The 12,263-nt window shown below is 41.5% G+C and carries 14 protein-coding genes; 7 read left to right on the top strand and 7 right to left on the bottom strand.

The window, feature by feature from the left end; genetic code table 11:
* Positions 1-36: 36 nt before the first annotated feature.
* A complete protein-coding gene (locus tag EGC80_RS07520; protein ID WP_198554835.1) occupies positions 37-870 on the bottom strand; it encodes a MaoC family dehydratase in 834 nt (277 codons plus the stop codon).
* 304 nt (positions 871-1,174) lie between these two features.
* Positions 1,175-2,083, bottom strand: a complete 909-nt coding sequence (locus tag EGC80_RS07515) for a TraB/GumN family protein (protein WP_124012548.1) — start codon at positions 2,081-2,083, stop codon at positions 1,175-1,177.
* A 52-nt stretch (positions 2,084-2,135) separates the two neighbouring features.
* Here EGC80_RS07515 and EGC80_RS07510 point away from each other — a divergent pair, with 52 nt between their 5' ends.
* Entirely contained in the window at positions 2,136-2,444 is a 309-nt protein-coding gene (locus tag EGC80_RS07510) for a prephenate dehydrogenase (protein WP_101033996.1), read from the top strand.
* Between the two features lie 232 nt (positions 2,445-2,676).
* Here EGC80_RS07510 and EGC80_RS07505 read toward each other — a convergent pair whose 3' ends face one another.
* Both EGC80_RS07505 and EGC80_RS07500 read right to left on the bottom strand, forming a co-directional pair.
* Positions 2,677-3,201, bottom strand: coding sequence for a DUF3016 domain-containing protein (locus tag EGC80_RS07505; RefSeq protein ID WP_124012549.1), 525 nt, complete (start codon positions 3,199-3,201; stop codon positions 2,677-2,679).
* A gap of 228 nt (positions 3,202-3,429) precedes the next feature.
* On the bottom strand, positions 3,430-3,939 hold the full coding sequence (locus EGC80_RS07500; RefSeq protein WP_124012550.1) for a DUF4240 domain-containing protein: 510 nt from the start codon (positions 3,937-3,939) through the stop codon (positions 3,430-3,432).
* A gap of 66 nt (positions 3,940-4,005) precedes the next feature.
* On the opposite strand from EGC80_RS07500, the gene EGC80_RS07495 reads away from it, so the two are divergent.
* The 5 genes from EGC80_RS07495 to EGC80_RS22405 all read left to right on the top strand — a co-directional run bounded on the left by EGC80_RS07495 (position 4,006) and on the right by EGC80_RS22405 (position 7,385).
* Positions 4,006-4,404 (top strand): hypothetical protein, encoded by a 399-nt coding sequence (locus EGC80_RS07495; RefSeq protein WP_232772135.1) that lies wholly within the window; start codon positions 4,006-4,008, stop codon positions 4,402-4,404.
* A gap of 138 nt (positions 4,405-4,542) precedes the next feature.
* On the top strand, positions 4,543-5,340 hold the full coding sequence (locus EGC80_RS07490; protein WP_124012551.1) for a response regulator: 798 nt from the start codon (positions 4,543-4,545) through the stop codon (positions 5,338-5,340).
* A gap of 157 nt (positions 5,341-5,497) precedes the next feature.
* Positions 5,498-5,770, top strand: coding sequence for an HU family DNA-binding protein (locus EGC80_RS07485; RefSeq protein ID WP_101033991.1), 273 nt, complete (start codon positions 5,498-5,500; stop codon positions 5,768-5,770).
* Positions 5,771-6,158: 388 nt separating this feature from the next.
* The gene (locus EGC80_RS07480; RefSeq protein WP_124012552.1) at positions 6,159-6,845 is read left to right on the top strand and encodes a TorF family putative porin; all 687 of its coding nucleotides are present in this window, start codon (positions 6,159-6,161) and stop codon (positions 6,843-6,845) included.
* 363 nt (positions 6,846-7,208) lie between these two features.
* Positions 7,209-7,385, top strand: a complete 177-nt coding sequence (locus tag EGC80_RS22405) for a PA3496 family putative envelope integrity protein (RefSeq protein ID WP_164839435.1) — start codon at positions 7,209-7,211, stop codon at positions 7,383-7,385.
* Positions 7,386-7,477: 92 nt separating this feature from the next.
* Here EGC80_RS22405 and EGC80_RS07475 read toward each other — a convergent pair whose 3' ends face one another.
* Entirely contained in the window at positions 7,478-8,455 is a 978-nt protein-coding gene (locus tag EGC80_RS07475) for a PDC sensor domain-containing protein (protein ID WP_124012553.1), read from the bottom strand.
* A 235-nt stretch (positions 8,456-8,690) separates the two neighbouring features.
* On the opposite strand from EGC80_RS07475, the gene EGC80_RS07470 reads away from it, so the two are divergent.
* Entirely contained in the window at positions 8,691-10,043 is a 1,353-nt protein-coding gene (locus EGC80_RS07470) for a flavohemoglobin expression-modulating QEGLA motif protein (RefSeq protein WP_101033988.1), read from the top strand.
* 235 nt (positions 10,044-10,278) lie between these two features.
* On the opposite strand, the gene EGC80_RS07465 is transcribed toward EGC80_RS07470, so the two are convergent.
* On the bottom strand, positions 10,279-10,569 hold the full coding sequence (locus tag EGC80_RS07465) for a hypothetical protein (RefSeq protein WP_124012554.1): 291 nt from the start codon (positions 10,567-10,569) through the stop codon (positions 10,279-10,281).
* A gap of 120 nt (positions 10,570-10,689) precedes the next feature.
* The gene (locus EGC80_RS07460) at positions 10,690-12,054 is read right to left on the bottom strand and encodes an alanine/glycine:cation symporter family protein (RefSeq protein WP_101033986.1); all 1,365 of its coding nucleotides are present in this window, start codon (positions 12,052-12,054) and stop codon (positions 10,690-10,692) included.
* Between the last annotated feature and the right edge of the window lie 209 nt (positions 12,055-12,263).

The raw sequence follows: 12,263 nt of genomic DNA, 5'->3' as shown, positions 1-12,263 counted from the left end.
CTTACGCTTAATCCCCTCTATTTGAGGTTTATCAGCTTATAAATAGGTGACTTTACCCTGCAAATGCGATCGACGACCTTTGACGTCACGCATTTCAAAACGTTTACCGTTCTCAATACTTTCAAATGCAAACGTTACATCCGACGGCATAAACACCGGCAATTTAAATTCAACATCAACCTGAAAAGGTCTCTCGCCAATAAAGGTCATTAACTGAGATAACGCACGCGCTTTAGACCACATACCATGGGCCAACACTCGCTCAAAACCAAAGCGTTTTGACAACAAAGGGTGTAAATGGATTAAGTTATAATCGCCAGAAGCTTTAGCATAACGACGACCTAAGTCATCAGTTAACCGCCATTGCTGTACGTTTTCCCATGCCATCTCAGAGACTTTTGGGGGGCGAGCGCGGCGCCCTGTCGACTCAATACGATATAAATAAGTTGATAATGCTTGCCATACCAACTCTTCACCGACAAACACCTTTGACGCCAGCTCAAACTCAAGTCCTGCATCGGTAGTGCGACTTGCAGTGAGCTCACACTGTACTGTCAATGTTTCATCGACTCGCACCGGGCGTAATATACGGATACTATTTTTTAAGTGGATCATTCCAAGTAACGGAAATGTAACTGCTTTATGGGTAAAGATCATCGCATGTAAACGAAATGCCCAGACATACAAATACGTTGGCGGCAACAGCACTCCATCGTATTCAAAACCACACACGGCAGCATATTGGCGAGTTTTATCTTGAGACAACACCACATTCTGTGCTTGCACATAAATATTGGGAAGCGGTTGTTGGTCCCATCCCGGTTTACGTCCAAACAGGATTTTGCGATACAAAGACAAAAGCGAAGGCATCGCTTTTAATTCGATAGTGTAGTCGTGACTCACAATGTTGTACCCTTAATTGGCAGCAAAAAACATGTGCTGCAAAACGGTTAGTGGATCATTATACCTTAGAGTCTTGGTGTTGCTAAACCGCTAATTACTTAATTCATTTAAATCAGCGTGTCGTTAAGGCCTATATTGACTTAACTAACACACTATTTCCCGGCACTTTACTGGCCAAGCGGCATCACCATGAGCTAATTGTTTCAGCTAACTGTTTTGAGCTAATTATTTTGAGCTAATGGGGTTGAAATATTACCTCGCGACAACGACATTAGCATTGTAACAAGCTACAACGAGTGACCGTTGCACCTTGTTGTTTTAGTAAGTCAGGAATGGCTTGTTGACCGACAATATGTCCGGCGCCAACCACAATAAATAATTGCTTGTGGGTTTTATGTTGTAACAACTGGATGATTTTTTGCGTCATGGTGTGATTACGTTGCCACAGCAACTTTTCGAGTAATTCATCAGCATCGCCTGGTTGTGATTCCATAATAGTCGCCAGCGCACTGTCATCCCCTTGTCGCCAAGCATAAATTAAATCAAGCATTTCACCATCGCTAGCGTTAATCGAATCGTCGAGCATTTGCAACTGAGTCGCCGTTGAAAATGACGAAATTAATTCAAATTGAAACTGAATACTTTCTAGCTCAACCAAGGCTTTATCATGACGATTTGCCATAAAATAAGCGTCGACGCCTTGCTCTGGACTGTAACCTAACTGAGCAAAACGGCCCATACTAATTTGCGCCGACTGCAGCCAAGGTGCATACGGTGATAATGCCTGGCACAGGGTCTGATTACTTTGGCAAAAAACACTTCTGCTAGCATTAACATCTGCAGCAATATCGGCAGACAAACCGCCGTATTGCTGCAATAGCGCGCCGGTATCCCCTTGGCTGATGTCCGCTTCAACCACTAGCGCATCCGATTGCCTAAATGCTGACTCAATATGCTGCGCCAAAGGATAAAAATCTTGGCGGCCAATATGAATTGAGCCCAGTAAGTACGCTTGCTGTTGTTGATAGTCAATCTTATAAAATACCGGAGAATCCAACGCAGCTGCTGGTGCCGACATGAACCACAGCATAAGCGCGGCTAAAGCGTAGCAATCTCGCGGTAAGCGATGATAAATCAAACTGATATTGAAAATAAGCGGACTTTTGCTTGTTGCCGGCATAGCAGCTCCTTATAATTAACGTTATTCTTTGCACATGCACTATGAGGCAACTATGTCGTACACAAATGTTTTTCTACAGATAAAAGAAAACCTGCAAATAGCCTATAGACAAGCCATTGATTCAGATGCTCGGCTAGACGAGTTACGAAAGGCCGGTCACGGTAAGTTTGTGGCGATTTTCGCAGAAGATCAAGGTTTTACAGAAAGTAGCAACCGCTTCTTACCCTATGTCCAAGAGTTGGTAGCAGAATTTGATGCCATGCAAAATAGCACTCATGTGGCACCAGAAACACTCGAAGCCTTTGTCAAAAAACTTGCAACCTTATTGCAAACGCTGCAAGTGTTTAAACTGTCCAAATAATCTTTATGCTCCTGCTGAGCCTCATGCAGGAGCAACCTTCCTTGTTTGACTTTTCTCGCCATGCTTTTACTAACATCATTGACGACAATCAATGGCCAAACTAATTGGCTATCAGCAATGTCTCATCAAACCACTAAAGATGAAATTCAAGCCTTAATAAAAAACAGGCAACACGTATGTTAACCCACCTTTGTCTGTATATTTGCCGTACTTAGTGCTCAATAGCCAAGGTTTATAGTTTTGGCGCAACACTCTTTTGTAACCAATCGGTAAACAAGGTGGTTTCATATTGAAAGGGGCTGTTATTGAAACGACGCGTGTTGTGCATAAAACTCATGTCGGTAATTTTTTCATCACCAGCGATAACGACGTTACCCTTCTCGGTAATGGTGTAGCTGAATGTTGCGCGTGGTGGATAAAGATCTTTTACTATACGCAAATCACCTGGTGCGGCGCTAAAAGTAGGCCGCATATCTCCTGCTAAATCAAAATCAGTCACTTTCATGTCAAGTTTCTGATCCGGCTTTAAGATTTTTTGCGCTTGTTTGTTGATATTTTTGGTTAAGGTTTCAAATAAACGGGTTTCGAATCGTGATTGGAGTTCATTTGAGGTTTTAATATCACGGAAATCTTTTGGGTTTTGCCATTCAATTTTAACCACACCCACTTCGGTAACCGGATTAGGTTCTGGCACGTCTTCTGCCATCGCAACTGGACACATCAATGCCGAAGCAAGCAGTAAGTATTTTACATTCATAATACACCTCCAAAGGACTTAAAATGCTTTCATTACAACTTATTTAAGCCGTGATCTTGATAGTTACACCCCGTTAGAACAACTTTTTGTCATGCTGCAATACGCATTTTGATGATTAACATAAATGTTAGCGATAAGTACTATCATCTTTATACATTAACTATAGCCCTCTCAAGCTGAACCAACACTTAATAGTCCCATAATTAGCGTTTCATGGAACTCATATGACTAAAAAGGAAACCGTGCACTCAGTAATGGATAGGTTTGGCGCATCACTTTAGGTTTGGTACTAAACTTTTTGCCTACAGGCGAGTTTTGTCCTGAAGGGACAAACGGTAATTCATGACCCGTGCGGTCTTCATAAATCTGCCCTGGGATTAGGTCATAATCTTCCACAAACGGATAGGCATAATGATCCACTAGAGGCCACTGTTCAAGCTCACCCAAACTATCAGGATTAACCAGTATTTTTTCATACCATTGTTGACCTAGTGATAATACAAAACACCTAAATTCAGCAAAGCCATAATCAGAATCGCAACCAGTAACAATGTATGCCGCGCCCCAGACTGACCATAAGTAACTACGACGTAACTGTTGGCCTAACATTTTATCGAATGATTTGAGCGCTTCATCGTCTAACGTTTGTAATTGTTGGCGTAAACGCAGCTCGAGTTCAGCAGAAGACTGCTCAGCATGATCACGGGTCACTAGCGCCCAAAAATGTGTTTCTGTCATCTAAATGTACCCATCACTCTATTTTGTGCGATATTCTACCTCAAATTGTCCCACTCGATGACTAATATGAACCAAAACACTGCCCCACGTATGCCAATTAGAGTCATGCTCCTCATCTCACTGTATGTTGTACTCACCCTTATTGCAATTTGGCGGGCGATAACCTTTCAAGCATTTGATTTATTAACACTGGGCGTGATCCCGATGTTAATCGGTATAGTGCAACGTGCGGCATGGACAAAGATATTGTTACTCAGCTATGTCAGCTTACAAACACTCGGGCTTGCCGCCATGACAACGACAGCGGTGATTGCCTATCAAATCACCCCTGATGACGTAAAACTTGTCTTTCAAGGTTATAACATTCCACTGATCCCTCTATGGTTATTACTGTTGAGCCTAGTGGTATTTCAATGGTGGGTAGGGCTGTCGAATGTGACTCGAGACTATCTTATTAAAAAGTAAATACAAACATAAATATAAGACGATATTACTCAGGTTTGATTGTCCTCCTTAAAGTATTTTGAGGGTATAAATTACCCATAAATGCTACATTAGAATAATAATAAATATAATAATAAATATATTTTTGGAACGTAAAATATGACCAGTTTATCCCCGAGTGAGTTATCCATCCTATTACTTGAACCTTCAGAGACTCAACGCAAAATTATTATTACTCGTCTTCAGCAAGAGGGTGTGACCAGTATTCAAACTGCCGCAACGATTACCGAAGCCAAAGAGATTATCCAACGCCATAAACCCGACCTAATTGCTAGCGCGCTGCATTTTGTCGATGGTGAAGCAACTGAACTACTGCAGTACATCAACAGCACCCCAGCATTAAATGACATTCAATTTATGCTCGTTTCCAGTGAGTGTCGACGTGAACAACTCGACATATTTAGGCAGTCAGGCGTTGTCGCTATTTTGCCTAAGCCATTTAATGCCGAACATTTAGCGACGGCGCTTAATTCAACCATTGATTTACTTAGCCACGACGAGCTAGATTTAAGCCATTTTGATGTGCATAACATCAGGGTGTTAGTGGTCGACGATAGCCGTATGGCGCGCAATGTCATCAAACGCACCATAGGCAACTTAGGGATGCAACTGATCACCGAAGCGGTCGACGGTGAACAAGCCATCAGCCTAATGCAAGATAATATGTATGATTTAGTGATAACCGACTACAACATGCCCTCAGTAGACGGACTGGCATTAACCCAATATATCCGCAATCAAAGTCATCAATCACATATCCCGATCCTAATGGTATCGTCTGAAGCCAATGAAACTCACTTAAGTAATGTCTTTAGTGCAGGAGTTAACGCCTTATGTGATAAGCCTTTTGAACCAAAGTTAGTCAAGAAAATACTTTACGAACTACTGGATGAGTAACTGACAGCGTAAATAAAGCCATTATTTCAACATAATTTGCTTTAAAACTATTACAGATACTGAATTTATGGGATAAAGTGCTTTTAAACCAGCATAGCTTGTGGCATGTTAATAATGTTTTACAAAATCACTTCTATGGAAAGCAGAGAATATCAATATGAACAAAAGTGAATTAATTGCAAAAATTGCTGAAAATGCTGAGTTAACTAAAGCTGAAGCTGGCCGCGCTCTAAAATCTTTCGAACAAGCGGTTACTGAAGCGATGAAAAATGGTGACAAGATTTCTATTGTTGGTTTTGGCTCTTTTGAAACCACTCAACGTGCTGCTCGTACTGGCCGTAACCCACAAACGGGTAAAGAAATTCAAATTGCAGCCGCTACAGTACCTAAGTTTAAAGCTGGCAAAACCTTAAAAGACAGCGTTAATTAATTTTTACGTGTAGTACTTTTTTTGATAGAAGCCTCCTCAATGGAGGTTTTTTATTGCCCATTTCCCAAGGTTGATTATCTGCGAGAGCCTGAGCTACACACTATAAAAGATCCCATCCTTAACCCTATCGTATCGAGAAAAAAACGAACCTACACAACATAAGCAAATAGCTACACCTCAAGGTATTGTTGCACAAAAAAAGTGCAACCCTGCATCATTAAGCCGCAACAAAGATGCAACAAAATGATCCATAAATATATAAGTTTATGATTAATTTAAAAAAACAGAGTTGGCACGCGATTCGCTATTTAATCTTCAGATAAACCAACATTGAGTTCATTTAATAAAAATAAATGCCTCTGTGATAATAAAACGTTAAGGGATGAAGATGAAAAAATCACTATATCAAGCAATTGCATTATCAACTGGCTTATTACTAAGCGGCTCTGCCCTTGCTGAAGTCACTGGCAATATTGGCGCAACATCAAACTATTTATGGCGTGGCACCACGCAAACCAATAATGAAGCAGCCATTCAAGGTGGCATTGACTATGCTCATGACTCTGGATTTTATGCTGGTACTTGGGCATCTAATGTCGATTTCGGTGATGAAACCAGCTACGAGTTAGATCTTTACGGCGGTTATGGTGGTAACTTTACTGAAGACCTAACTTACGACATCAGCTACCTTTATTATGCCTATCCAGATGCCGGTGGCAGCATTGACTTTGGTGAAGTCTCTCTGGTATTAGGTTGGAAATGGTTAGATGTCGGCTATTCTCAAGTGATCAATGCTGATAATGGTGTGTCAGGTGCAGATGACGAAACTGACTGGAACTATATTCAAGCCAATGCCAGTTTTCCGTTAACAGAAAAACTCAGCGTCGCATTCCACTACGGTTATTCACAAGGCGATGTGGTTGAAGATTTATTCGGTGACACTTATGCAGATTACAACGTCACATTAAGTGCTGAAACCGATATCGGTATAGTATCGTTTATGGCGTCTGACACTGACTTACCAGACAATGATGCAAAAGTAGTTCTAGGCTACTCGTACGGGTTTACGCTATAACGAGTAACACTCTCCCACACTCACTTTTTTGCGTATATCGACGCCACCTACTTGAAAGGTGGCGTTTTTTTATCTGTATTGATCTGGAGTCATTATCTCAGGACATCACAACATCACATCACAACATCACATCACAACATCACATCACATCACAACATCAAAAATATTTAGCGATAAATACACTGCACCTACAAGGTTATATATTTTACTAGCAAGAAATACATTTACTGCTAAGCTCAGAGAGAAAGGTAAAAATAGCTGTCCAATTGAGGAAAAATATTTTACTTCCCTATTTACGTTTTTTTAGTTAGAAAATGCTCATTGAATTAATACCACGCTTTTATTCAACCTGAGGTTTTTGTTATGGCTAATCTTACTGAAAGAGTGCCTGATGACACAGAGATGGACGCGATGACAACGCCTAGAAACGTTAAATCCGCTGAAGCATTACAACATAAACGCCAAGTAAAACGAAGATTAGAAGATTTCCTCGAACAAGCTCAATTACGTAAAGCAATTGGCGATGACGACTTCTTCTAAAAAATAGGGATAAACGCTCGTATCGTTTATCCCTGTCTATTTAAATGAGTAACTAAGTCAGTGAGTAGCAATCTTAATGCACTCGTAAGACCTTATTCATTATTAGCCTGTATCCTGCGCGTATGTTTACCAACTTGTGTTTGCGTGAGCAACAACTCAGCTTTTGCGCCTAAATACACATATATACCCAAGCCCACCAATAATCCCACCACCGCCAACATCATTAAAATTGCCGGCTCAATATATTGTTGTTCTCCCAGAGACGCTTTAAACATGGTCAATAAGGCTTCAATTGAAATCGCAATCAGAATGGTTGAAATAAATCGAGTAATCGTTCTTCGGGTGGAGCTGTGGCGGAAGATATCTTTATGCATCAGCACCTCTTCTTCTAAAATGGTTTTACCCAAATCAAAAATCGCTAATGCCAACGTAAGAAAAATGATAATACCAAAAGGCTCTAGCGGGTCATGAGTTGCAGATATTTGACTAAATAACGTGTAAATATCACGGATCACTGTCCACATGAGTACACTAACCAATACAAAAAGGCACAGTACAATCGCAGTATAAATACTTTTAAAAAAGGGCGACATTTTGCGCCTAGCGCTGTCACCCATCATAAACTCGATCAATCGTGTTAAGTTAACATCAATAACCACAATAACCACTTGCCCAGAGGTCGATTTAATCATTTGCGATGCCGACAAACACAATCCCGCACCGGAATTAGATAAATAGGGCCGGGTAATATGGACTGTGTCGATGGCAGCTAATTGAGTAAAATAAGGTCGCTGACTTCGATCAGCATGATGACCGCAGGTCATTAACTTAACTTGCTGATTAATGACGCTGATATTAGGACACATTTGTATCCCTTTTTTATCAAGTAAATAGATAAGATCCACGAAGGGATAGCTTATTGCCATATCTTCAAAAATTTTAGCCGATATGGGTTGTTCGAATAAATTAATATCTCCCACACCGATCAAAATAGACTCTAATAATTCGTGTACCAAATTTTCATATTCATGATAACGCTCAATCACACTTAAATAGCTCATCGCTGCCATAAATATTCCTTTTAATTATGATTACTTTAGACAAAGCAGTTTTAATGCCATAAATAATAAACTATTATTTTCAGACACTTAAAAAAACTATCAGCGAGAAAAGGCGAAATACAGTGATAAATTGCACTAAAACAGTGCTGAATATGCTGTCTTTTATCATTGCCGTTTTGTGATCAACATCTGCTAATATGGGTGCTAATACTGCTTACAACCTTATCTAGATTAGGAAAAGACAATGTCTGACTCTTTATTGCGTTATCAACAAGATATTCGTCGTTTTTCTGATGAATTGATTCGCATCCAAGCACCCATTAAAATTTTAGACTCGATAAAATGGCCAAGACAAATTGAAGATGATTTTTTAGCGAAACAAAGTAAAACGTTGCCCAATGTCAGCAATGATTTCTATCAGTCTATTCCTCTGGCATTTAATGCAGATCAAACCCAAACCGACCTGCAAGGCTTAAAAAGTGCCGTTGAGCGTGGTTTAGGTAAACGCGATAAATTAGCTAAAATTCTACTGGCAAACATTGATCAATATCGGATCGTGATAGACATGCTCCACAATCGTGGAAACCCCATGTTTGGTAAACTTAGCCAAGAGCTATACGGCAGTGCGAGCCACAAGTTACATGGCGATCGTCACACTTTACGCCAACTTGGCGATCGCTTAAGCCATATCTTTTCGTTGCCAGCCGCGCGCCACATGAGTAGCCGTCATCCTAAGATTGTTACCGCCCCAGAAGCGGTAAATGTATTGAGCGAACGCTTAGTAAAGTATTTTCACGACGACGAGATTCACGTTCAATTGAGTGATGGTATTGTGTCTGATGCGTCGGTGGGTGGCGATACCGTAAAGCTGAACACTCGCGCCATGTTTAGTGAGTCGGATCTTAATGTATATGAGGTACATGAAGGCTGGGTTCATGTGGGCACCACACTTAACGGTCGCGCTCAACCCCATGCAACTTGGCTCAGTGTCGGCTCGCCACGTGTGACAGCGTCGCAAGAAGGTTTAGCAGTATTAATGGAGATGCTAACGCTTAGCTCAAATCCTGGACGTGCTCGGCGTATCAGTGACCGCGTATCCGCCGTCGACATGGCTGAACAAGGAGCTGACTTTATTGAGGTCTATCGCTACTTTAGAAACCTTAATCTAAGCTCAAAAGACAGCTATCGGGTTACTCAACGGGTGTTTCGTGGTGGCATGGTCAGCGGCGGTAGTTTTTTCACCAAAGATATTTCTTATGTGCGCGGTTATGTTGAAAACATTAACTTTATTCGAAGTGCGATTAGCACCGGATTACCTGAGTTAATCCCAATGCTATTTTTAGGTAAACTCGCCATCGAAGATATTCCGGTACTGTATCAGGCCTACCAAGAAGGCATTATTGCTCAACCGAAATATTTACCGCGTATGTTTGCAGATATTAGTGGCCTTTATGCTTGGTTTGGTTTTTCCTCGGGTATTGGCAACATCGATTTAAAAGGGGTCCAGCGTCATTTTGCCCGCCAATTCAAAAATGTTACGCCAACCTCCGCGGTCGACTTATTTGAAGATTCAGAGTTTGACAACAACTTCGAATAAACCACACTGGAAATCTAACAGGCTAAATGTGACATAGTCGCACTTAGCCTGTTAAACAAAGAGCACTTAGTAAAGGTTGAACTAACGCCTATTGCATGGCTGTAATAAACGTTAAAAACTCATCGCGCTAAAAACCACGGTCGATGACATACGCCTCGCCGTTACACTCTAAATAAACAGCACAAGATGGGTAATTAACTTTGCCGCATTGCTTCAACACAATGGCATTACCGCCTCATTGGGTCACTTGTAATTTGAGTGACTTAATCATTGAAGACGTACTTGGGAGATCATCTAACTTCTCAGGATTCGATGAAATTTCACAATATGAAGTGGTCACATCGCCAAGAAACTGCGCTTTGAACCTGGATATTCCTGTAGAGGTATAGGTATCAACCCCTGCTATCGTAGCGTTGCCTAAAGCAAGTGTACCCGCATTGGTTCGCAGTGACAGGTTAGAGCAACCCGACACTAGCACCGCGATCAACATTGCAGCACTTGATACCGTAAAAACAATCTGCCTCATAAAAATCCTTTTTAAAAAGCATACTCATCAATGTGCTGATGAACATGCTCATAGTCACTATTGTTAAACTAGATTAACGAACTAGATAGCGCAGCTATTTTGCCGAACTATTTTCAACATCTAGGCTTTGGCTTTTAATCCACGTTGCTTAATAAAATACTCACGGGTTAAGCCAAACACGACCGGGCTTAATAACACTAGCGCAATTAAGTTGGGGATCGCCATCATCGCATTCAATGTATCGGCTAGTAGCCAAATAAACTCTAATGAGCTGACGGCGCCTAATGGCACAACTAAGGTCCAAAGAAGACGAAATGGTTTTATCGCTTTATCACCTAAAAGGTACTGAACACACTTTTCGCTGTAAAAACTCCACCCTAGAATAGTGGTAAAAGCAAACACAGCCAATGCGATTGCCACAATGTAATTACCCATGGGCAATGCATGAGAAAAAGCAAGTGAAGTCAATGCCGCGCCGTTTTCACCAGAGGTCCACGCACCAGAGACTATAATTGCCAAACCGGTAATTGAACACACAATAAGCGTGTCAATAAAGGTGCCTAACATCGCCACTAAGCCTTGCTTTACTGGGTTATTGGTTTGTGCAGCGGCATGAGCAATTGGCGCACTACCCAAGCCTGCCTCATTTGAAAACACGCCTCGAGCCACACCAAAACGGATCGCAGCCCACACAGCCGCCCCCGCAAAACCACCTTGAGCCGCGACTGGATTAAACGCACTGTGTATAATTAATAAAAATGCCGCCGGTACTTGATCAGCATTCACAATCAATACCGCTAAACCCGCGGTGATATAAAACACTGTCATCAAGGGCACCAGCTTACCGGCCACTTCAGCAATGCGCTTAATACCGCCCATTAACACCGCACCAACCAGCACCATCAACACCACGCCTGTGACCCAATTAGGTACGCCAAAGTTGCTGCTCATGGCATCGGCAACAGAGTTAGCTTGTACGGTATTACCAATACCAAAACCAGCAATAGATCCAAAAATGGCAAATGCAGTACCTAACCAAGCCCACTTACTGCCTAAGCCATTTTTAATGTAGTACATCGGACCGCCAACGTGGTTACCATTAGCGTCTGTCTCACGAAATTTCACCGCCAGTACCGCTTCCGAAAACTTGGTCGCCATCCCGACAAGCGCTGTACACCACATCCAAAATAATGCCCCTGGACCACCAATAAAAATGGCCGTGGCCACACCGGCAATATTACCGGTTCCGATGGTCGCAGATAAAGACGTCATTAACGCGTTAAACGGGCTAACATCCCCTTTTTCAGTTTCATCAGTGACCTGACGACCCGACCATAATAATTTAAAGCCTCGGTTTAGCTTCAAAATAGGCATAAACTTTAGCCCAATCGACAAAAACAACCCGACGCCTAAAATCATAACCAGCATGGGAACACCCCATACGATACTATTAATCATACTGACAAATTGTGTAACTGCTTCCATGTAAAAACCTCTTATTGAGTAACGACTTATGTCGAAAGTTGTCATTATTATTGTTTTTTAAACGGCTCAATTGCGTTGGAATATAATAACCTTTAGATGACCCCTATATTAGTTAACCATAGCAACTGTGCATGCACAGGTAGTAATCATCGTTAACTTAACAACGCTGTAGCGACATCTGGCTATGATCAACATAAATAGTTTATTGT

Origin of the sequence: Shewanella psychromarinicola (assembly GCF_003855155.1) — a bacterium.
GTDB lineage: Bacteria > Pseudomonadota > Gammaproteobacteria > Enterobacterales > Shewanellaceae > Shewanella > Shewanella psychromarinicola.
The sequence above is the reverse complement of the archived record's forward strand: the minus strand, read 5'-3'. Positions and strand labels throughout refer to the sequence as shown.

Coding starts and splice junctions, on each gene's coding strand:
- EGC80_RS07490 (WP_124012551.1), top strand. CDS start 4,543: ATGACCAGTTTATCCCCGAGTGAGTTATCCATCCTATTACTTGAACCT.
- EGC80_RS22405 (WP_164839435.1), top strand. CDS start 7,209: ATGGCTAATCTTACTGAAAGAGTGCCTGATGACACAGAGATGGACGCG.
- EGC80_RS07480 (WP_124012552.1), top strand. CDS start 6,159: ATGAAAAAATCACTATATCAAGCAATTGCATTATCAACTGGCTTATTA.
- EGC80_RS07495 (WP_232772135.1), top strand. CDS start 4,006: ATGAACCAAAACACTGCCCCACGTATGCCAATTAGAGTCATGCTCCTC.
- EGC80_RS07485 (WP_101033991.1), top strand. CDS start 5,498: ATGAACAAAAGTGAATTAATTGCAAAAATTGCTGAAAATGCTGAGTTA.
- EGC80_RS07475 (WP_124012553.1), bottom strand. CDS start 8,455: ATGGCAGCGATGAGCTATTTAAGTGTGATTGAGCGTTATCATGAATAT.
- EGC80_RS07460 (WP_101033986.1), bottom strand. CDS start 12,054: ATGGAAGCAGTTACACAATTTGTCAGTATGATTAATAGTATCGTATGG.
- EGC80_RS07500 (WP_124012550.1), bottom strand. CDS start 3,939: ATGACAGAAACACATTTTTGGGCGCTAGTGACCCGTGATCATGCTGAG.
- EGC80_RS07510 (WP_101033996.1), top strand. CDS start 2,136: ATGTCGTACACAAATGTTTTTCTACAGATAAAAGAAAACCTGCAAATA.
- EGC80_RS07520 (WP_198554835.1), bottom strand. CDS start 870: ATGCCTTCGCTTTTGTCTTTGTATCGCAAAATCCTGTTTGGACGTAAA.
- EGC80_RS07505 (WP_124012549.1), bottom strand. CDS start 3,201: ATGAATGTAAAATACTTACTGCTTGCTTCGGCATTGATGTGTCCAGTT.
- EGC80_RS07515 (WP_124012548.1), bottom strand. CDS start 2,083: ATGCCGGCAACAAGCAAAAGTCCGCTTATTTTCAATATCAGTTTGATT.
- EGC80_RS07465 (WP_124012554.1), bottom strand. CDS start 10,569: ATGAGGCAGATTGTTTTTACGGTATCAAGTGCTGCAATGTTGATCGCG.
- EGC80_RS07470 (WP_101033988.1), top strand. CDS start 8,691: ATGTCTGACTCTTTATTGCGTTATCAACAAGATATTCGTCGTTTTTCT.